16 protein-coding genes are annotated in these 19,453 nt (G+C 70.3%); 8 read left to right on the top strand and 8 right to left on the bottom strand.

The window, feature by feature from the left end; genetic code table 11:
- The first annotated feature begins 160 nt into the window (after positions 1-160).
- Both ACLQ23_RS21715 and ACLQ23_RS21710 read left to right on the top strand, forming a co-directional pair.
- The gene (locus tag ACLQ23_RS21715) at positions 161-1,615 is read left to right on the top strand and encodes an SDR family NAD(P)-dependent oxidoreductase (RefSeq protein ID WP_355630078.1); all 1,455 of its coding nucleotides are present in this window, start codon (positions 161-163) and stop codon (positions 1,613-1,615) included.
- Between the two features lie 35 nt (positions 1,616-1,650).
- Positions 1,651-2,127 (top strand): heme-degrading domain-containing protein, encoded by a 477-nt coding sequence (locus tag ACLQ23_RS21710; protein WP_425735360.1) that lies wholly within the window; start codon positions 1,651-1,653, stop codon positions 2,125-2,127.
- Between the two features lie 35 nt (positions 2,128-2,162).
- Here ACLQ23_RS21710 and ACLQ23_RS21705 read toward each other — a convergent pair whose 3' ends face one another.
- Positions 2,163-3,539, bottom strand: coding sequence for an FAD-dependent oxidoreductase (locus ACLQ23_RS21705; protein WP_355630072.1), 1,377 nt, complete (start codon positions 3,537-3,539; stop codon positions 2,163-2,165).
- Between the two features lie 238 nt (positions 3,540-3,777).
- Here ACLQ23_RS21705 and ACLQ23_RS21700 point away from each other — a divergent pair, with 238 nt between their 5' ends.
- The 3 genes from ACLQ23_RS21700 (at position 3,778) to ACLQ23_RS21690 (ending at position 9,577) form a co-directional block, all read left to right on the top strand.
- Complete coding sequence (locus ACLQ23_RS21700) at positions 3,778-5,154, top strand: serine hydrolase domain-containing protein (RefSeq protein WP_425735359.1); 1,377 nt, start codon at positions 3,778-3,780, stop codon at positions 5,152-5,154.
- A gap of 112 nt (positions 5,155-5,266) precedes the next feature.
- Complete coding sequence (locus ACLQ23_RS21695) at positions 5,267-6,595, top strand: alpha/beta hydrolase (RefSeq protein WP_425881013.1); 1,329 nt, start codon at positions 5,267-5,269, stop codon at positions 6,593-6,595.
- A gap of 393 nt (positions 6,596-6,988) precedes the next feature.
- Positions 6,989-9,577, top strand: a complete 2,589-nt coding sequence (locus ACLQ23_RS21690; protein WP_425735397.1) for a nuclear transport factor 2 family protein — start codon at positions 6,989-6,991, stop codon at positions 9,575-9,577.
- A 73-nt stretch (positions 9,578-9,650) separates the two neighbouring features.
- On the opposite strand, the gene ACLQ23_RS21685 is transcribed toward ACLQ23_RS21690, so the two are convergent.
- The 7 genes from ACLQ23_RS21685 to ACLQ23_RS21655 are packed head-to-tail and all read right to left on the bottom strand — an operon-like array spanning position 9,651 to position 16,645.
- Positions 9,651-11,078, bottom strand: a complete 1,428-nt coding sequence (locus ACLQ23_RS21685; RefSeq protein WP_355591685.1) for an NAD-dependent succinate-semialdehyde dehydrogenase — start codon at positions 11,076-11,078, stop codon at positions 9,651-9,653.
- Positions 11,075-12,313 (bottom strand): iron-containing alcohol dehydrogenase, encoded by a 1,239-nt coding sequence (locus ACLQ23_RS21680; RefSeq protein WP_425735357.1) that lies wholly within the window; start codon positions 12,311-12,313, stop codon positions 11,075-11,077. The genes ACLQ23_RS21685 and ACLQ23_RS21680 overlap by 4 nt, the downstream gene beginning before the upstream one ends.
- A complete protein-coding gene (locus ACLQ23_RS21675; protein WP_425735356.1) occupies positions 12,306-13,079 on the bottom strand; it encodes an SDR family NAD(P)-dependent oxidoreductase in 774 nt (257 codons plus the stop codon). The genes ACLQ23_RS21680 and ACLQ23_RS21675 overlap by 8 nt, the downstream gene beginning before the upstream one ends.
- On the bottom strand, positions 13,076-13,879 hold the full coding sequence (locus tag ACLQ23_RS21670) for an HpcH/HpaI aldolase family protein (protein WP_355591694.1): 804 nt from the start codon (positions 13,877-13,879) through the stop codon (positions 13,076-13,078). Before ACLQ23_RS21670 ends, ACLQ23_RS21675 begins: the two co-directional genes overlap by 4 nt.
- Complete coding sequence (locus tag ACLQ23_RS21665) at positions 13,876-14,787, bottom strand: hypothetical protein (RefSeq protein WP_425735355.1); 912 nt, start codon at positions 14,785-14,787, stop codon at positions 13,876-13,878. Before ACLQ23_RS21665 ends, ACLQ23_RS21670 begins: the two co-directional genes overlap by 4 nt.
- The gene (locus ACLQ23_RS21660; protein ID WP_355630057.1) at positions 14,784-15,725 is read right to left on the bottom strand and encodes a 3-keto-5-aminohexanoate cleavage protein; all 942 of its coding nucleotides are present in this window, start codon (positions 15,723-15,725) and stop codon (positions 14,784-14,786) included. The genes ACLQ23_RS21665 and ACLQ23_RS21660 overlap by 4 nt, the downstream gene beginning before the upstream one ends.
- The gene (locus ACLQ23_RS21655; protein WP_053656683.1) at positions 15,725-16,645 is read right to left on the bottom strand and encodes a DUF6282 family protein; all 921 of its coding nucleotides are present in this window, start codon (positions 16,643-16,645) and stop codon (positions 15,725-15,727) included. Before ACLQ23_RS21655 ends, ACLQ23_RS21660 begins: the two co-directional genes overlap by 1 nt.
- A gap of 238 nt (positions 16,646-16,883) precedes the next feature.
- Here ACLQ23_RS21655 and ACLQ23_RS21650 point away from each other — a divergent pair, with 238 nt between their 5' ends.
- Genes ACLQ23_RS21650 through ACLQ23_RS21640 form a run of 3 tightly spaced genes read left to right on the top strand, consistent with a single transcriptional unit; the run spans position 16,884 to position 19,453 of the window.
- Positions 16,884-17,669 (top strand): IclR family transcriptional regulator, encoded by a 786-nt coding sequence (locus tag ACLQ23_RS21650; RefSeq protein WP_355630055.1) that lies wholly within the window; start codon positions 16,884-16,886, stop codon positions 17,667-17,669.
- A gap of 51 nt (positions 17,670-17,720) precedes the next feature.
- Positions 17,721-18,587, top strand: a complete 867-nt coding sequence (locus tag ACLQ23_RS21645; RefSeq protein WP_355630052.1) for an ABC transporter permease — start codon at positions 17,721-17,723, stop codon at positions 18,585-18,587.
- Positions 18,584-19,453 (top strand): ABC transporter permease, encoded by an 870-nt coding sequence (locus tag ACLQ23_RS21640; protein ID WP_355591705.1) that lies wholly within the window; start codon positions 18,584-18,586, stop codon positions 19,451-19,453. Before ACLQ23_RS21645 ends, ACLQ23_RS21640 begins: the two co-directional genes overlap by 4 nt.

Below are 19,453 nucleotides of genomic sequence, written 5' to 3'. Positions count from 1 at the left end.
GGACCTGGCGGCCGAAGCCGGGTCTGCCCTGACCAGGCGCTCTCCGGGCGGGGCCACGGAGCGCGGGATGCGTTCGACGCCGTGCGGTGCGTACAGTTTCGGGTCGGACTTGAGGTGGGCCGGCTCATCCGGCACCGGGAACGGGACGAGACACAGACGCATGACGGCGGACACACACCCGACAAACGGCAAGCACGCTATCGACCGCGTGCAGCTGGAGACCTGTCTCAGCGTCTTCGCGGCGTTGGAGGAGCTGCCTCCGGATCACCCCGACGTGCTGCGGGTGCAGCGGGCCACCGCGCGCCTCTACAAGGTGATCAAGCAGCGTCGGCGCGAGGAGCGGCGTGACGCCATCCTGGCCGCCGACCGGGCGGTGACGGAGGCCACCGCCACCGGCGCCCCCGGCCGGATCGACGACGAGACCCAGGGCATCCCGCTCGCGTCTCCCACCGTCGGCGCCACGGCAGGCGTCCTGCACAACCCGCGCGGCTGTTACGTCTGCAAGCAGCGCTACCGCGAGGTGGACGCCTTCTACCACCAGCTCTGCCCGTCCTGCGCCGCGCTCAACAGGCAGCGTCGGGACGCCCGCACCGACCTGACCGGCCGCCGCGCGCTGCTCACCGGCGGCCGGGCCAAGATCGGCATGTACATCGCGCTGCGGCTGCTGCGCGACGGCGCGCACACGACGGTGACCACGCGGTTCCCGCACGACGCGGTCCGCCGGTTCGCGGCGATGCCGGACAGCGCGGACTGGCTGCACCGCCTGCGGATCGTCGGCATCGACCTGCGCGACCCCGCGCAGGTGATCGCCCTGGCCGACTCGGTCAGCAGCCAGGGCCCCCTCGACATCCTCATCAACAACGCGGCGCAGACCGTTCGTCGTTCCCCCGGGGCGTACGCGCAGCTCGTCGCCGCGGAGGCCGCGGCCCTGCCGGACGGTCCGCTGCCGGAGCTGATCACGTTCGCCAAGCCGGGCGGCAGCCCGGCCGGGAGCCTGACCGCCGCCGCGGAGTCGACAGCGCTCACCCCGCACGCGCTCACCGCGCTGGCGTTGACGAGTGGCTCCGCCTCCCCGGAGCGGATCGCGGCGTCCACCGCCATCGACGCGGGCGGCCTGGTGCCGGACCTCGACTCGGTGAACAGCTGGGTGCAGCGGGTGCACGAGGTCGACCCGGTGGAGCTGCTCGAGGTGCAGTTGTGCAACGTGACAGCGCCGTTCGTGCTGGTCAGCAGACTGCGACCGGCGATGGCAGCGGCGACGGCCCGACGCAAGTACATAGTGAACGTCTCGGCCATGGAGGGCCAGTTCGGGCGCGGCTACAAGGGCCCCGGGCATCCGCACACCAACATGGCCAAGGCCGCGCTGAACATGCTGACCCGCACCAGCGCCGAGGAGATGCTCACCGACGGCATCCTGATGACGAGCGTCGACACCGGGTGGATCACCGACGAGCGGCCCCACCCGACGAAGATGCGGCTGGCCGACGAGGGCTTCCACGCCCCGCTGGACCTTGTCGACGGCGCCGCCCGGGTGTACGACCCGATCGTGCGCGGCGAGCAGGGTGAGGACCTGTACGGCTGCTTCCTGAAGGACTACGCGCCCTGCGCCTGGTGATCCACGTTCCGACCCGTACGACGAGGAGTAGGCAGATGACATCCGACCAGGACGCGTGGCCCACGCTTGACGAGCTGGTACGCGAGGAGGCGGAGCTGGAACTGACAGGCCTGTCCGAGACCGACGCGTACGAGCTGGGCATGCGTGCCGTCACCGCCGCGAGCGAGCGGGGACTCCCGGTGGCGATCGGTGTGTGGCGTGCCGGACGTCAGCTGTTCCACTGCGGCCTGCCCGGCTCGACGCGGGACAACGACGCGTGGCTGCGCCGCAAGGGGCGGGTGGTGCTGCGGTTCGAGCGCTCGTCGCTGTACATGGCCCGCCTCTGCCGGGACAAGGACGTGACGTTGACGCAGAAGTACGGCCTACCGGCCGCCCGGTACGCGGCAGCCGGCGGCGCGGTGCCGTTGCGGGTGCGGGGCACCGGCGTCGTCGGCTGGATGGGCGTGTCCGGGCTTCCGCAGCTGGACGACCACCGCTTCGTGGTGGACATCCTCCGCGACACCCCGCGCTGACCGACGACGACGGCGACCCAAGCGCCCGAGCACGGTCAGCGTGCGCGTCGGTTCGCGCGTATCGCCCCCAGGATCACACCAGGCGTGGCGAGTGAGAGCGGGTGCTCCTGCATGGAGACGACGTCGTTGAACCGCCGCGCGGTCTCCACGTCCGTGATTGTCGCCGCGATGATCTGCCGGCTGACCCAGCTGGAGATGCGGTAGCCGCGCGGGTACGGCCCGTCGAAGTGCGGCAGCGCCAGGTCGGCCGAGGTCGACGTCGACCAGGCGGCGTCGACCACCACCTTCTGCAGGGCGAGGAAGTGGCGGGCGGGGGTGGTCAGGTCGGGGTTGGAGCGTAGGTACGCCGACAGGCAGGCCGCGTGCAGTGCCGCCGCCGTCATGCCCTGCCCGTAGACCGGGTTGAACGAGGCGACGGCGTCACCGACGCTGACGAGCCGCGCCGGACAGCGCCGCAGCGCGTGGAAGTCCCGACGCCGGCTGTCGGAATGGTGGTAGGTCTGCACGTCGCCGAGCATCTCGTTGGCGGTGACCTCGCCGAACTCCGGCGGGAACTGCTCCCGTAGCCGACGGACGAAGTCCTCGGCGGTGCGCCCCGGACGGTCGTCTCCGTAGCCGGCCAACATGGCCATCCACCGGCCGTCCTCGATGGCGAAGAATGCCGCGCCCGCCACGTCCGTCATCGTCGCCGGGGTGTGCAGCGCCAGGACGACCTTCGCCGGTGGGTCCTGCTCGGGCCGCCGGAACAGGGCTGTCGCATAGTTCAGGTGCACGGGCATCCGCCGCGTCGCGGGCCGCTCCCAGCCGGCGCGCTCCAACCAGTCGGAGAGCCGGCTCGACCGCCCCATGGCGTCCACCACCAGGTCACCACCCTCGACGCCGGGCACCCCGCCGATGTCGCAGCGGACACCGGTGACCGCCTCGCCCTCGATAACGAGGCCCGTGGCGCGGGCGGTGAAGGTCTTGACGTTGGGCAGGCGCAGCACGTGCTGGCGGATCAGCCCCTCCAACAGGGGTCGGCTGCCCGCCAGGCTGTCGGCGTCGTCGGGGACGACCACCTTGAGGCGGCCGTCGAGGTAGCTGCGCCGGGTGGCCGGGGGCGCCTCGATAGCGCCGTGGGCGATCGCCTGCTTCCGGAAGCCGGGAAACAGTCGCTCGAGCTGGGACAGGCCGCCGGGCAGCAGCGCGTGCAGCTGCGTCCCCTGTGGCACGCCGGGCCGCGCGCCGCTGATCTGCGGGTCGTCCCGGTCGATGATGAGCACGCTCTCCGCGTAATCGGACAGGACCCGGGCGGCCAGCAGACCGGCGACACTGCCGCCGAGCACTACTGCCTTACCCAGGACCGGGGAGGGCTGGTCGGGGGGTCGCACTGCGTTCAGCGCGGCGAAGGCCCGGATGGCGGAGCGGGGCATCGTGCTCTCCAAAAGGGGTACGAAGGGCGTGGCCCTCCCCCGTGTCTGCCAGCGGACGGGGCGCAGGCAGAGCGGTGGTCGGGTCGCTGGCGTGACTCCCGTCGATCGTCGCACAACCGGCGTACGCCCACTGACCGTGTCCACCTGGTGACAACCGGGACGCCCGGGCGGGTGCCGGTTGTCGACGTTCGGGTGGGTCGATTGAAATGCGCCCTGACCTGCTGTCAGGATCTCCGGCATGCCCGTGGCTCGTCGTACTCTGCTCGGGGCCGGACTGGCCGCCGCGACCTCCGCCCTGGCCGGCTGCGGCGACAAGGGCTCGTCGGCGCCCGGTCTTGCCGAATCCGGCGACGCGGTGACCGCTACCGACGCGGCCGGAAACCGGGTGGGCTTCGGCTCGGCGGTGGCGCCGTCCGGCTCGCCGAGCGCCACCGCGTCTCCCAGCGGCGGTGCCGCGCCGGCTGGTCAGGCCCGGTACGCGCAGGACGTGACGGCGCTGCTCCGCAAGCAGCTGCCCGCCACCGGTCAGACCGTCCAGCACAAGGGCTTCCCCGGTGCCGTCGCGGTCGTCCTCGTGGACGGGAAGACGACGGTCCACACAGCTGTCGGGGAGGCGCTGCGCTACGGCGCTGGACCGAAGCTCCTTCCGCCGGGCCAGCGCGTCGCGATGCGTCCCGACTCCATCTTCGATCTCGCCTCGGTCACGAAGGTGTACACGGCGATCCTGCTGCTCCAGCAGGTCGACAAGGGACGCGTCGACCTGGACGCCCCGGTCCGCGACCTCCTGCCCGCCTTCACCGGGGCGGGCAAGGAGCGGATCACTGTCGAGATGCTGCTCACCCACACCAGCGGCCTGCCGGTCGGCGCGAAGGTCACCGGTCTGCCCGACAACGCGGCCCGGTGGAACGCCGTGCTCACCACGGGGCTGGTCTCCGGTGCCGTGCCCGGCGACACGTTCCGCTATTCGAGCGTCGGACTCATGGTCGCCGGCAGGATCGTCGAGAAGGTCACCGGTCAGCGGCTCGACCAGGCGCTCAAGAGCAACCTCACCGGCCCGCTCGGCCTGCGCGACACCGGCTTCAACCCCAGCACCTGGCTGTCGGGCAGTGCGCGGGCCAGCCGACTGGTCGCCACCGACGCCCGCTCGTCGCGAGGGCTGCTGCGGGGCACCGTCCACGACGACGTCGCCAACCACCTCGGCGGCGTCGCCGGTCACGCGGGCATCTTCGCCAGCGCCACCGACCTCGCGGTCATCGGTCAGATGCTCCTGAACGGGGGCACCTACCAGGGCAGGCGGATCCTCGCCGCGGCGACGGTGCGCCGGATGCTCAGCAACCAGAACGCGGGGATTCCCGCCGTCGACCCCGAGCGTCCCAACCGGACCGCCGCGCACGGCCTCGGGGTCGTCCTCGACCAGCGTTGGTTCATGGGGCGGCTCGCGGCAGCTCGGACCTTCGGCCACACCGGCTTCGCCGGCCCCTCGTTGCTTGTCGACCCCGGCCGGCGGCTCGTGCTGGCCCTGCTCACCAACCGCGCGCACCCCAACTGGAGTTGGGCGAACCCCGATCCGGTCCGGGCCGCGGTGGGCGACCTGCTCGCCAGAGAGGTCAATTGATCGCCTCCACCGCGACCGATGCCCGGCCGGAAGGTGTGGACCGTCGCGCCGCGCCCTGACACGATACTTGCGCTAGCAGTGCAAATACTTCGTCCGTCAAGGTGGAGGATCCATGCGCACACCCCTCCGGAGACTGCTCTCCGTGGCGGCCGGGCTCGCCCTCGCGGTCAGCCTGTCAGTCGTCCCCGCCCCGCGCGCCGCCGAAGCCGCCGCCCCACCGACGTACCGCCCGGTGATCTTCGTGCACGGCAGCGCCGGGTCGGCCACGCAGTTCCAGTCCCAGGCCAAACGCCTGGCCAGCAACGGCTACCCGATCGAGATCATCGAAGCCCACGAGTACGACTCGCCGAACATCGCGACGATCCTGCCCCAGGTGTACGCGGGACTCGACGCACGGATCTCCCGCCTCCTGGCCGCGACCGGCGCGGACAAGGTCGACCTGATCGCGCACTCCCTCGGCACCTTCGTCACACAGGGCTACCTCACCAGCTCTCCAGCGCGGGCCGCCCGGGTCGCGCACTACGTCAACCTGGACGGACGCACCGCGGCCTCCCCGCCGGGCGGTGTACCCACCCTCGCCATCTGGGGTGAGGGCGACCCGGCCCGCACCGTCGTCGGCGCGACGAACGTCCACCTCCCCGAGCAGTCCCACACGCAGACCGTGTCGTCGACGGAGTCGTTCGGCGAGATTTACCGGTTCCTGCGCGGTCGCGCGCCCCACACGACACGGATCGTGCCCCAACTCCTCGGCACCGCCCGGGTCTCCGGGCGCGCGGTGCTCTTTCCGAGCAACGCCGGCGTCACCGACGCGACACTCGAGGTCTACCCGGTCAGCCACCTCACCGGCGGCCGGCTGTCGTCCCGGCCGACGCATCGGGTGACGCTTGCCGGCGACGGCTCGTTCGGGCCGTTCCCGGTCCTCGCCACGGCCCGCTACGAGTTCGCGGTCGTCCGCTCCGGCGCTCCGACGCACCACTTCTACTTCCAGCCGTTCCTTCGCTCGGATTCGTTCGTACGCCTGGCCACAAGCGTGCCGGGCGAGGGTCTCGGCGCGCTTGTCGACACCAGCGACAGGCACACGGCGCTGACGATCCAACGCCAGAAGGAGTGGTGGGGCGACCAGGGCGACGGTGGCGACAAGCTCTGGATCAACGGCAGGGACGTCCTCAACCCCGCGAACACGCCACGCCTCAAGAGGACGATCGCCCTGTTCGCCTTCGACGACGACAGCGACGGGGTGACCGACCTGACCGCCCCGTTGCCGGAGTTCTTCAGTCAGACCTTCATCACCGGCATGGACGTGTTCATCCCTGCGACCCCGGCGAACCTCGGCGTCGTACGCGTCACAGTGGGTCAGCGCGGCGGCGGGTACGACGTGGTCAACGTGCCCAACTGGAAGTCGAGCGCCCATCGGGTGACGATCAACGTCGACGACTTCTGACCGCTCGTCGGAGGGCCCGGCCACCTCAGCTCGTGACGGTGGCCGGGCCCTTCTGCGTGACCGGGCCCAGTCTCGCTGCCGACGCGACACGCCTGACCAGGAGCGTGCGCACAGCGATACCAGCATTCCGGTATCCGCGCTAAGTGGATTCCGTGCCGTCCGTTTCGTTCTCTCGTTTCGCCTGATCAGCCCCGCGCGCTGCCCGAACCGCCGAAAGTGCGCCGGCTCGCCGCCCAAATGTTCGTCCATCGAAATCGATCTAGCGCATGACGAACATTTCAGTTACGTTTCGCGGCATCGCCTGCCGCCCGGGACGGCGGCGCGAATCTGCCCGACACCCTCGCCCGAGGGGCCCGCGAATCAACGGCAACGGCAACGGATAGGGGCGTGAGCATGAGACGTGTGACAAGTGTGGCCACAGCGCTACTCCTGATAGCCGGGGTGGCCATCAACCCACCGGCAGCATCGGCACAAACCCAGGGCACGACCACGAACGTGGCGGTGTCGACGACGATCAACACACTGGCCCGGGATGTCGAACGGGTGGAGTCCCTGCGCGAGGTGAAGGACGTCCAACGCGCGTACACCCACCTGGCCCAGTTCGGGCGGTGGTCGGAGATGGCCGAACTGTTCGCCACCGACGGCACGTTGCAGTGGGGGGATCAGACAACCGCCGGCCGCTCGGCGATCGCGGCCTGGCTCGAAGCAGACGCCGGCGGCATGGACGGCATCCGGCCGGGCTCCCTGCACACACTTGTCATCGACCAGCCTCTGGTGAACCTCTCCGCCGACGGCACCACCGCCAAGGGCCGCTGGATGGGCCTGCGTTTCCTGGGTGACGGCGAGGGCCAGGCGCGAATCGAGGGCGGAATCTACGAAAATGAGTACGTCCTCAGGGACGGCCGCTGGCAGATCGAGCTTCTCCGCTACTACCCGCAGTACGCCGGCGCGTACGCCACCGGCTGGCGCAACGTCGGCGGCGCGCTGCCGATCGTCCCCTACCACTTCACCCCCGACGAGGCGGGCGTACCGATCCCGCCGCCGACGGGCGCCGCGCCGGCCACGACGGCCACCGTCGGCGAGTTGGCGGCCCGGATCAGCAGGCTCAACGACGAGGACGCGGTCCGCAACCTCCAGCACGCCTACGGCTACTACGTCGACCGTCGCATGTGGTCCGACGTTGTCGACCTCTTCGCCTCCGACGGCACTGTCCGGATCGACGGCGTCGGCTCCTACCAGGGCAGCAGTGGCGTCCGTCAGGCGATGGAGCGGATGGGCCCGGAGAACCTCTCCCAGGGCATCCTCAACGAGCGGCCGCTGTTCGACACGATCGTCGAGGTGAGCCCCAACGGGCAGGAGGCCATCGCCCGGGGCATCGAGTTCGCCATGGTCGGTGACGCGAACACCCGTGCCGCCTCGTGGGAGTTCTCCGTCTTCCGCAACTCGTTCGTCAAGGACGGCGGGCTGTGGAAGCTCAAGGACATGGCGATCACTCCCCTGATCGTCGCCACCTACGCCGACGGTTGGGGCAACGGCGGCGTCGCCGCGCCCGCCACCGTCGTACCGGCGTTCCTCGACGTCGCCGGTCGTAGCGCGAAGCCGGCGGGGACCGCACCGCCGAACACGGATCTCGCCGACCTCAAGCGCCGGCTGGACCGGTCGCAGGCGTTCGACGGCGCCGAGAACGTCTCGCTGGCCTACACCGCCTACCTCGACGATCTGCGGATCGTGGAAATGTCGCAGATCCACGCGGCGAACGGCCACAAGCTCTCGCCGTTCGCTGGCTACTTCATCGGACCCGAGCGCATCGCGCAGGCCGGGCTCACCGTCTACGGGAGCAACCCGTCCACGATGCGCAACAGCCTGTCCATGCACTGGCGTCCGCAGCCGGTGGTGATCGTGTCGGAGGACGGCCGGTCGGCTACCCTGCGCGCACGGCTGCTCCAGCCCCGCACGTCGATCAACAACCCGGGCACCTTCAACGGCGCCATGTACAACGACGAGTTCGTGCTGGAGAACGGCATCTGGCGGGTCTGGAGCCTGACCATCGACGAGTTCTACTGGCAGTCGGTCAACTGGGCCGGCGGTTGGGCGGCCGCGAACCCGCGCAACCCCAGCCTGCCCGACCCGGCGCCGAGCACTCTGGTGACCAGGTACCCCCCGGATGTGCTGCTCAGCCAGATGGGGATCCGCGCGGAGGGCTTCCAGGGCGGCACCGGCAGGTTCATCGGCTGGCCGGGGATCCTGCCCATGTGGTTCCACTACCGCAACCCGGTGACCGGGCGGGAGCCGGCGCACTACTGGCCCGACTGCGCTCCGTGCGAGGTACGCCCCGACTGGCGGATGACGGCCCACGGCTACCAGAAGCCGCCGACCGGGCCGCAGATCGACGGTTGGGACCTGGACGCGCCGGCGCTCAACAAGGTCGCGCCCAGCGTCAACGGCTCCGGACTGTGGGAGCAGCGCCTCACCGCCACGCCGGGCACCTGGAACGTCGACGGACTGTCGTTCGCGTACCAGTGGCTGCGCGACGGAGAACCGATCAGCGGCGCGACCGGGCAGCACTACAAGGTGCAGCACGCCGACGTCGGGCACGAGCTGCGGGTGAAGGTCACCGCGACCGGCGCTGGACGTCCAGCGGCGACCGCCACCAGCGGTCCGGTGACAGCCGCCTACCGAACGTGGGACGCCGGCACCGTCTACACCGGTGGTGAGTACGTCAGCCACGGTGACGCCGTACACGTGGCGCAGTGGTGGACGCAGAACCAGGTGCCGGGGTCCTCGCCGTGGGGTTCGTGGATGCAGGTCGGCGCGCCGACGGCGTGCGCGACCGGCACCCACCTGACCTGGACCTCGTCGTGGGTCTACACCGGTGGCGAGACCGTCGTGCACGGCGGCAAGCTCTGGAAGGCCCAGTGGTGGACGCGTAACCAACTGCCCGGCACGCCGAACGGGCCGTGGCAGCAGGTCGGCACCTGCTGATCTGATCCCGTCGACACGAAACCGCACCGGGTTGGCCGAAGGTCCAGCCAACCCGGTGCGGTTTTCACGTGTGTCACGCGGTGAGGGCTATGTACTTCTCCTCGAGGAACTCCAGGATCCCCTCGGAGCCGCCCTCCCGGCCGAGGCCGCTCTGCTTGACACCACCGAACGGTGCGGACGGATCGCTCACGACACCCCTGTTGACAGCCACCATCCCGGCCTCGAGGCGGCGTGCCACGGCGATCGCCTCGCGCTCCTCGCCGAAGACGTACGCCATGAGGCCGTAGATGGTGTCGTTCGCCATCCGGACCGCCTCGTCGACGTCGTCGAAGCGGACCACCGCGGTCACCGGCCCGAAGATCTCGGTGGTGGTGATCGTCGAGCCGTGGGCCACGTCGGTGAGCAACGTCGCGTCGTAGAAGGCGCCGTCGGCCGACGACTGCCCCCCGCGCACAAGCGTCGCTCCCTCCGCCACGGCGGTCTGCACGAGGCTGGCGACCTTGTCCCGCTCGTGCACGGAGACCAACGCCCCGAGGTCGTTGCTGCGGTCCAGCCCCCGACCCACCGAGACGGCGGCGAGCGCGGCGTCCATCCGGGCGACGAACTCGTCGTGCACCGAGCTGTGCACGTAGAAGCGATTGGCCGCGGTGCAGGCCGAGCCCCCGTTGCGCATCTTCGCAAGCAGGGCGCCCTCGACTGTGGTCTCCAGGTCCGCGCCGGGCAGCACGATGACAGGCGCGTTCCCGCCCAGCTCCATCGAGGCGCTCACCACGCTGTCGGCGCAGGCGTGCAGCAGCTCGCGGCCCACCTCGGTCGAGCCGGTGAACGACAGCTTCCGGACCTCGGGGCGGTCGATCATGCGCCGTACGAGCGGGCCGGTCGGGACCGGGGTGACAAGGTTGACGACGCCGCGTGGAACCCCGGCGCGGCGCAGAACCTCGACGACGTACGCCGCCGTGAGAGGTGTCTCCCGGGCAGGCTTGAGGATCGTCGTGCACCCCGCGGCGAGCGCGGGGCCGAGCTTGCGGGTCGCCATGGCGGCCGGGAAGTTCCACGGGGTGATGAGCAGCGAGACACCGATCGGCTGCCGGTCCACGATGATCCGCTTGTCGCCCGCGGGCGAGAGCCGGTAGTCGCCCGGCACGCGCACCGCCTCCTCGGCGAACCAGCGAAAGAACTCCTTCGCGTAGGTGGCCTCCCCGATCGCGTCCGCCCAGGACTTGCCGTTCTCGCGGACCATGAGTTCGGCGAAGACCTCGACCTCGGCGGTGAGGATCTCGTAGGCGGCGCGGAGCAGCTCGCCGCGCTCACGCGGGGCGGTCGCCGCCCAGGCGTCCTGCGCGGCGGCCGCCGCGTCGACGGCGTCCATGCAGTCCTGTTCCGAGGCGATGGCGAAGCGGGCGATTGTCGACAGGTCCGCGGGGTCGACGACGTCGAAACGCTCCCCGTCCGAGCCGGCCCGCCACTGCCCGTCGATGAACAGGTCCGTGTGCAGGGTCATTGGGCACTCCGATCCGCCAGGGCTCCCGCGTGGGCGCGTTCGAGGATGTCTAGCAGCAGGTCCCGCGACGGCGTGACAGGGGCTATCGCGATCAGGCGTGTCGACCCGAGTGCCAGGTCGGCCAGCCGCGGCAGGTGCGCGCGCTCGACGCCGATGTCGGCGAGGCTTGCGGGCACGCCGATCTCGCGGTTGATCAGCGCGATCCGGGCGACGGTCCGCTCGGCGGAGGCTTCGCCGGGCGGGATCTGCTCGATCGCGGCGCCGAGCGTCGCGGTCCGCTCGGCGACGTCGGCCTCGACGCGCAGAGCGTCGAGGACGTACGGGAGCATCAGGCCCGTGCCGAGCCCGTGGGGGGTCCTGGTGAGTGCGCCGATCGGGTATTGCAGGGCGTGGCACAGGTGGGTGCCGGTCGAGCCGAACGCGATCCCCCCGAGCAGCGCGCCCATGGCGACCTCCTGGCGCGCACGCCGGTCGGTGGGCTCCCGCACTGCCAGCGGCAGCCACTGGCCGAGGTGCCCCGCGGCGCGCAGCGCGATGCCGTCGACGAGGGCGTTGCGACCTGTGAACACCGGCAGTCGAGCGGACCAGTCGAGGTCGAAGGGCCGTGCCGTGTACGACTCGACAGCGTGCACGAGCGCGTCGATGCCGGCGTACGCGGTCACCGTCGCCGGCGACCCGATTGTGAACTCCGGGTCGACGATGGCGGCGACCGGCACCAGGAACGGGCTGGAGATGCCCACCTTGAGTTCCCGCGTCGGATCCGAGACGACGGCCACGGGTGTCACCTCCGAGCCGGTGCCGGCCGTCGTCGGCACCGCCACGATCGGCACCACCGGGCCGGGCACGAGGTTCTCGCCGTAGTACCTGCTCAGCGGGCCGCCGTGTGCGCAGAGCAGCGCGATCAGTTTGGCCGCGTCGAGCGCGCTTCCGCCGCCGATCGCGAGGATGACGTCCGCGCCGTACTCCTGGGCCGTCGCGGCGGCGGTGTCCAGGGTGTCGACGGGTAACTCCGGTGTGATGTCGGAGTGGACGCGCACGTCGAGCCCGGCCGCGGTGAGCGCGCCGATGGTGTCGTCGAGGAACGGTGTCCGTACGAGGAACGGGTCGACGACGGCGAGCACCCGCCGGCCGTGGACGCCGACGGTCTCCGGCAGTTGCGCCCGCGCGCCGTACCCGAAGTGCACCCGTGCGGGGAGCCGGAGGGTCCCGACGACGCCGGTCCCCGGGTCAGGCACTGAAACCGCCGTCGACGGGCAGCACGACGCCGCTGAGGTGACTGGCCCGGTCGCTGAGCAGGAACGCCGCCGTGCCGCCGACCTCGGTTCCGGTTCCCACCTTGCGCAGCGGCGTGGCGGCGATGCGCGCCTCCACGCCGCCGGGGATGGCCAGCCGGGTCTTGGCGAGCATGGGGGTCTCGGTGGGTCCGGGCGCGATGACGTTGACCCTGATGCCGAGCGGGCCGAAGTCGTGGGCGGCGGTGCGGGTCAGGCCGATGACGGCGTGCTTGGTGGCCTGGTAGGCACCCATGCCGGAGCTGCCGCGCATCCCACCGATGCTGCTCACGTTGACGATCGAGCCCGCTCCCTGTCGCCGCATGCCCCGCACCTCCTCGCGGATGCACAGCCAGGTGCCCTTCACGTTGACCGCCATGATGCGGTCGAAGTCCGGCTCGGAAACTTCGTCGAGGCGGCCGGCCTGCGTCATCGCCGCGTTGTTGAACGCGCCGTCGAGCCTGCCGAACCGCTCGACTGTGGTGTCGACGAACCGGGCGACGTCCCGGGCGTCCGACACGTCGCCGGTCACGTACGCGACGTCGTGCCCCGCCGAGGTCAGCTCGGTGGCGATCGCGGCGAGCGGTCCCTCGGTGCGCGCCACGAGCATCAGCGCCGCGCCGTCGGCGGCCAGGACGCGCGCCGTGTCGGCTCCGATCCCCGCGCTCGCCCCGACGACGAGGACGACCTTGCCGTTCAGTGGCGGGGCGATCGATTGTGCGTCAGTCATGGACCCTCCAGTTCGTACGTCACGGTCCTGGCCGCGTCGACGGCTGCCTTCGCGGCGGCGCCGAACAGACTCGCGTCGTTGCTCATCGTCGTGAACCGGAATCCCGCGTCCACCGCCGCACGAACGGAATCCACTGTGGAGCCGCCCGCGTTGCCCACCGGAACGCCGGCCGCGCGGGCCTGCTCGATCGTCACCGCGATCAGGGCGGCGATGGCCGGGTCGGATTCGGTCCGGCCCTCGCTCACCGAGAGGTCCGCGGCGCCGACGAGCAACGCGTCGACACCGTCGATTGCGGCGATGGCGCCCGCGTTGCGTACCGCGACGGCGCTCTCGATCTGCGCGATGAGGACGACCTCCTGCTGGCCGTAGCGAAGGTAGTCCGCGCGCGGGAGGGCTCCCCACGCGCCGGCTCGGCTCGTCGCGCCGACGCCCCGCGACCCCAGGGGCGGGAAGCGCACGAGCGACACCGCCGCCCGCGCCTGTTCGACGGTGTCGACGTGCGGCATCATGATGCCCTCGGCGCCCGCGTCGAGCATCCGCTGCACCACGCCCGCGTCGGTGCCCGGCACGCGGACCAGAGGCGCGACGCCCAGATAGAGCGCGGTGCCGATGAGCTGGTACGCCGATTCCAGCGTGATCGGCGAGTGTTCCAGGTCGATGACGGCGAAGTCGAAACCGGCGAGCGCGACCAGCTCCATGATCTCCATGGCCGGGATCTTCACCCAGGTGCCGAGGGCTGGCGCGTGGACGTCGGCGAGGGCCTCGCGGAATCGGCTCGACTGCCCCGACAGGCCGGTCACCGCATCGGGTAGTCGTCGGCGTTCAACACCCACCCCGAGGCGGAGAAGTCCTCGCGCGGCGGGGAGAAGATGTCGATGAGCTGCTGGTGCGGGCCGACCCCCTGGGTCGTGTGCACCGTCGGCGGCGGGATGACGCAGATCGACGGGGTGGCGATCTCACGGCTCTCGTCGGGCCGCCAGCGCGTCGAGTCCGGGCCCCACGGGTAGCGGATGTGGTGCATGAAGCGGCCCTTGACGGCGAGCGAGACCTGTTCGAAGTCGTCGTGGTGGTGCGGCGACAACTTGTGGACATCGCGGGGCTTCGGCTCCTCGGCGAGGAAGTTGACCATGAGGTTCGTGGTGCGGAAGATGCGGCCGAACCGGCCCTCGACGATCGGTGTGTCCGCCAACCGGTAGACGCGCAGCGCGAACCCGCCGATCGGGTCGGGCCAGGGCGCAAGAGGCGCCACCCGCTCGTCGGGCTCGGCGTACGCCGCCGCGTTGACAGCGCTGGCGCACAGGTCCTCGGCCCGGTTGGAGAACAGCCGGATGAGTGTGCCGTCGCCGTCGACGCGGATCTCGCTGTCGCCCGGCGGTACCACGACGAACGCCTCCTCGGACACCGACTCGGTGCGGCCGGCGGCGGACACCGTTACGGGTGCGCTGGACGAGTACATGAGGACTGCGTACTCGTCAGGTTGCGCGGCGCGGGCGAACACGTCACCCGCCTTGGCCTCGGTGTAGGCGATCACCAGGTTGGCGGCGCGGGCGATCCAGGTGGTGCTGCCGTTCGGCCCGACCACCGTCGGTGCGAACGAGTGGAACTCGATCCACTGTGCGGGCCTGATGGGCGTGGACACGTCCACCGCCCGGGTGGGGGTCGAGGTCGTCAGGCGCGACCGGATGTCGTCTGCGGCGTACGTACTCATGCGTGTGGGCTCCCTTCGGCGGTTCCGATGCCGCGCAGCGCGAGCAGCGCACGGGCATCGGTTGGCGTGGCGATCTCCTTGCCGAGGTCCTCGATCACGTCGCGGATCTTGCGGACCTGCTGCGCGTTGCTCTCGGCGAGCCGTCCCTTGCCGATCCAGAGGCTGTCTTCCAGGCCCACCCGCACGTGCCCGCCGAGCCAGGCGCTGTGCGTACCGAACTGCATCTGGTCCCGACCCGCTGCGAACGCGGAGAACGAGTAGTCGTCGCCGAACAGCTTGTCGGCGACGCGCACCATGTGTTCGAGGTTCTCGTGGTCGGCGCCGATGCCGCCCAGGATGCCGAAGACACCCTGGATCAGCAGCGGCGGCGTGGCCAGACCCCGGTCGACGAAGTGGGCGAGCGAGTACAGGTGACCGATGTCGTAGCACTCGTACTCGAACCGGGTTCCGTTCGCGCCGAGCGTGCGCAGCGTGTGCTCGATGCGGTCGAACGTGTTGACGAACGGCTGGGAGTAGGTGTTGAGCACGTAGGGCTTCTCCCACGCGTACCGCCACTCGGTCACCCGCTCGGCGATCCCGGAGTACACGAAGTTCATCGATCCCATGTTCATGGAGGCGAGTTCCGGGCGGAACGCGACGGCCGCCGCGAGCCGCTGCTCCATCGTCATCGCCGACGAACCGCCGGTGGTGATGTTGATGACGGCGTCGGTGCGTTCGGTGATGCGCGGGATGATCTGTTCGAAGATCTCGGGTTCGAAGGCGGGTCGCCCGTCCGGGTGCCGCGCGTGGATGTGCACGATGGCCGAGCCGGCCTCCACCGCCTCGACGGCGGCCTGCGCCACGTCCGCCGCCGACAGCGGCAGGTAGGGGCTCTGCGAGGGAACGTTCACCGAGCCTGTCACCGCCGTCGTGATGATGACCTTCTCAGCCGTACGCATCAGTTGGTCTCCTCGAGACCGAGCAGGTAGGCGGTGTTGCGGCAGATCATCTGGCGGATGGCGGCGGCGGAGATGCCGTGGTCGAGCAACTGCTGGACGATCAGGATGTACGCGTCGACGGGGAGCGGGTTGCCCTGCTGGCCGAGGTCCGAGTCGAGCACTGTGCGCTCCGGGCCGATCTTGTTGATCCAGTCGACGAGTCGCTCGATCGGCCAGCGGGGTGCGGGCACCTGTGGGTGGTACATCGAGAGCTCGTGCTCGACGAACGCGCCGTAGCCGAGCATCGTCTCGATGTCGGGTTCGGAGACGTCGACGATGAAGTCGGGGTGGTGCAGCAGGATGCGCTTGACCCCGTTCGCGCTTGCCGTCTTGAAGTAGGCGGACATCGACTCGCCGTCGAGGTGGCCTCCGGTCAGCAGGATTCCGGCATCGGCGACCAGGCGGGTGACGAGGTCCGCCTCCTCGGACACGTCACCGGCGGCGTTGAAGATCGACACCTCGGATTCGTAGAGGTTGCCGGTGGCGCTCGGAAAACCGTCGTCGTGGCTGTGTGCCCGGATGTGCTGGCCCGCCGACACTGTCGGCCCCCACACGCAGCGGCCACCCATGTTGATCGCCACCGCGACAGCCGACGGGTTGACGCCGCCGACCTCGGAGTTGAGGGCCACCCCGCCGTACATGGGTGTCGGCGCGTTCGCCAGCTGCGTTCGCATGGCGAGCAGATCCATCACGGTGTTGTGGTGATGCGACTTGCACAGGATGGCGCGCATGTTGATCCGGGCCGCGTCGTACGACGCTTCCACGTGGTCGAAGCGGCGGGGGAAGGGGCTCGGACCGGAGTGGCAATGGAGGTCGACGGCGCCGTCCAGCACCTTGAGCAGCCCGGGCGTCGGCGTGCGCGTCTCCTCGGCGACGGACATGCGAGTACCTCCTTGAGTCGGTGATGCGTGTTCGGGATGCGTAATGAAAGTTCAATATACGGATCACGCTCAGGTGTGTCCACAGCCCTGAACGTGCTCCACCTCGCCGGAGGGCACCAACGGCTGTTCACAATACGAAGTTGAGGGTTGCCCTATGAACTTTCGGCTGCTCTACTTGCGACACAGCCCGGACACATGCACGACACATGCCCGACGTGACTCCCGGAGGCGGTGTGAGATGAGCGGCGAGCGTCACGGCCATCGCGCACGCCGCACCGGCAGTCCGGGCCGCACCGCAGGTCCAGCCCGGACGGCCACGATCCAGTCGATCGACCGCGCCGCGAGTGTGCTCGCGCTCCTCGACCAGGACACCGGCAGCCTCACGCCGGCGCTCGTGGCCGACCGGCTCGGCCTGAACCGGACGACAGCGCACCGGTATCTCCAGTCGTTGCAGCGCGCCGGGTTCCTCAACACCGCATTCGGACCGGGCCCACTGCTCGACCAGCTCTCCGCGCTGGTGTCGGTGCGCCAGCAGATCCTCACCCTCGCGCCGCCGGTCATGCGTCAGCTCTCGGACGGGACGGGACTCACCTCGGTGCTGAGTTTCCTGGGGCGATCAGGCGCGGTGGTGACGCTCGTCGAGGAGGCCAACCAGGCCACCATCGTGCTCACCGTGCGCGTCGGCACCGTGCTCGAACACAAGGCGGCGCAGACCCGCGTCCTCCTGGCGTTCCAGTCCGACCCGGCTGCGGTGGCCCGCGCGCACGAGCGGCTCACCCCGACCGAGGCCGCCGTGGAGCGGCACGCGCTTGTCGGCGTACGGCGCCACCGGGTCGCCTGGGCCGACCTCGACCGGGAGGGCTTCGTGTCGGTGGCGGTACCGGTCTTCGCCACCCGCAACGTCCAGGCCGCGATGGCGCTCCTCGGCACGACAGCGATGTTGCGCCCCGCGGACCAGTCGACCGAGCGCGTGCACGCGCTCGAGCAGGCAGCGCAGACCCTGGGCTCGCTTGTCGCGAGCTGACCCATGCAGGACACCCGAGCCCGAGATGACGGACGGAAGGCGGACGTGAAGATGCCAGGTCCCGCGAGGCGGCGCACCCCGAGCCCGCAGTGGCTCCTGCTCGTGCCGGCGTTCGCACTGATCATCGTGATCCTGCTCGTCCCACTCGGCCAGAGCCTCGTCCGCAGCGCCGGAAGTCCGGACTGGACGATCCAGCACTACCAGACGCTGTTCACCGACGGGGTGACGCTGCGGGTGCTCGCCCGCACCGCGATGACGGCGGCCATGGTCACCCTCATCGCCTTCCTGCTCGGCTACCCGTACGCGTACCTCATGACCCGGGTCGGGCCGCGAATGCGCGGCGTCCTCCTGGTGATCGTCCTGATCCCGTTCTGGACGTCGGTGATGGCCCGCAACTTCGCGTGGATCATCATCTTGCAGCGCAACGGTCCGGTGCACTCGTTCCTGGAGCAGTTCGGCCTGGACATCGTGCTGTACGGGACGGTCGGTGGGGTGACCATCGCGATGAGCCAGGTACTGCTCCCGTTCATGGTGCTGCCCCTGTTCAGTGCGCTCAGCGGCATCGACAGGCGACTGCTGCTGGCCGCGCGCGGGCTCGGCTCGCATCCCCTCAAGGCCTTCTGGAAGGTGTACTGGCCGCTGTCGCGCGGCGGCGTCGTGGCCGGGCTGATCCTCGTATTCACGCTGAGCCTCGGCTTCTACGTCACGCCGGCCCTGCTCGGCTCACCGCAGCAGTCGCTCGTCGCCCAACTGCTCGGCCAGCGCACGACCCAGCTCCTCGACTTCGCCGGGGCCAGCGCGCTGGGGATGCTCGTGCTCGTCGTCACCCTCGTGCTCGTCGCCTGGGCGAACCGCCTCGGGGGCACCATCTCGGCTATCGGCGTCGTCGCCGCCACTCGTACGAAGGACCAGCCATGACCCGCGCGTTGCGTGACATCCAGACGGAGGCGGGCGAGACGACGGCGCCCCGCCCGCGCCGCACCCGCCGACGCGCACGGGGGGTGGACCCGATCCCGTGGTGGCTGACCGCCATCGTGGTCCTCGTCGCGCTGTACTTCATCCTCCCCACGCTGATCGTCATCCCGATGAGCTTCAGCTCCGCGTCGACGTTCCAGTTCCCGCCGAAGGGTTTCTCGCTCAAGCTGTACGAGAACTTCTTCACCAACCCGGTGTGGCTGACCTCGCTGCGCAACTCGGTGCTTGTGGCACTGCTCTCGGCCACGCTCGCAACGGTGGTGGGGACCGCCGCCGCGCTGGGCCTGCACAACCTGACCGGGCGGCTGGCCCGTTTCGCACGGACCGTACTGATGATCTCGATCGTCACGCCGGCGATCGTCATCGCGGTGGCGGTCTACATCTCCTTCCTGAAGTGGCAGCTCGTCGGGACCATCACCGGCTACGTGCTCGCGCACGCCGCGATAGCCGTGCCGTTCGTGCTGGTGTCGGTCACGAGCGCGCTCGGCGGGTTCGACCCGAAGCTGCTGCGCGCGTCGGCGTCACTGGGCGCCCCGCCGTACCGCACCTTCCTGCGCGTGACGATGCCGCTGATCAGCCGGGGCATCGTCACGGGCGCCATCTTCGCCTTCGTGACGTCGTTCGACGAGGTCGTCATCGCCCTCTTCCTGCGCTCTCCGCTGTTCCAGACGCTGCCCGTGCAGATGTACAACAGCGTCACCGTCGAGATCGACCCGACGATCGCCGCGTCATCCAGCCTCGTGGTCACCGCGGTCACCATCATCTGCCTCGTCCTGCAGTTCGTGGGTAGCCGAGGAAAGACCCGTTAG

This window comes from Micromonospora sp. DT41 (assembly GCF_049841715.1).
Classification (GTDB): Bacteria; Actinomycetota; Actinomycetes; order Mycobacteriales; family Micromonosporaceae; genus Micromonospora; species Micromonospora profundi.
This window is presented reverse-complemented; position numbering and strand designations above follow the sequence as displayed.

Coding starts and splice junctions, on each gene's coding strand:
- ACLQ23_RS21715 (WP_355630078.1), top strand. CDS start 161: ATGACGGCGGACACACACCCGACAAACGGCAAGCACGCTATCGACCGC.
- ACLQ23_RS21710 (WP_425735360.1), top strand. CDS start 1,651: ATGACATCCGACCAGGACGCGTGGCCCACGCTTGACGAGCTGGTACGC.
- ACLQ23_RS21705 (WP_355630072.1), bottom strand. CDS start 3,539: ATGCCCCGCTCCGCCATCCGGGCCTTCGCCGCGCTGAACGCAGTGCGA.
- ACLQ23_RS21700 (WP_425735359.1), top strand. CDS start 3,778: ATGCCCGTGGCTCGTCGTACTCTGCTCGGGGCCGGACTGGCCGCCGCG.
- ACLQ23_RS21695 (WP_425881013.1), top strand. CDS start 5,267: ATGCGCACACCCCTCCGGAGACTGCTCTCCGTGGCGGCCGGGCTCGCC.
- ACLQ23_RS21690 (WP_425735397.1), top strand. CDS start 6,989: ATGAGACGTGTGACAAGTGTGGCCACAGCGCTACTCCTGATAGCCGGG.
- ACLQ23_RS21685 (WP_355591685.1), bottom strand. CDS start 11,078: ATGACCCTGCACACGGACCTGTTCATCGACGGGCAGTGGCGGGCCGGC.
- ACLQ23_RS21675 (WP_425735356.1), bottom strand. CDS start 13,079: ATGACTGACGCACAATCGATCGCCCCGCCACTGAACGGCAAGGTCGTC.
- ACLQ23_RS21665 (WP_425735355.1), bottom strand. CDS start 14,787: ATGAGTACGTACGCCGCAGACGACATCCGGTCGCGCCTGACGACCTCG.
- ACLQ23_RS21660 (WP_355630057.1), bottom strand. CDS start 15,725: ATGCGTACGGCTGAGAAGGTCATCATCACGACGGCGGTGACAGGCTCG.
- ACLQ23_RS21655 (WP_053656683.1), bottom strand. CDS start 16,645: ATGTCCGTCGCCGAGGAGACGCGCACGCCGACGCCCGGGCTGCTCAAG.
- ACLQ23_RS21650 (WP_355630055.1), top strand. CDS start 16,884: ATGAGCGGCGAGCGTCACGGCCATCGCGCACGCCGCACCGGCAGTCCG.
- ACLQ23_RS21645 (WP_355630052.1), top strand. CDS start 17,721: ATGCCAGGTCCCGCGAGGCGGCGCACCCCGAGCCCGCAGTGGCTCCTG.
- ACLQ23_RS21640 (WP_355591705.1), top strand. CDS start 18,584: ATGACCCGCGCGTTGCGTGACATCCAGACGGAGGCGGGCGAGACGACG.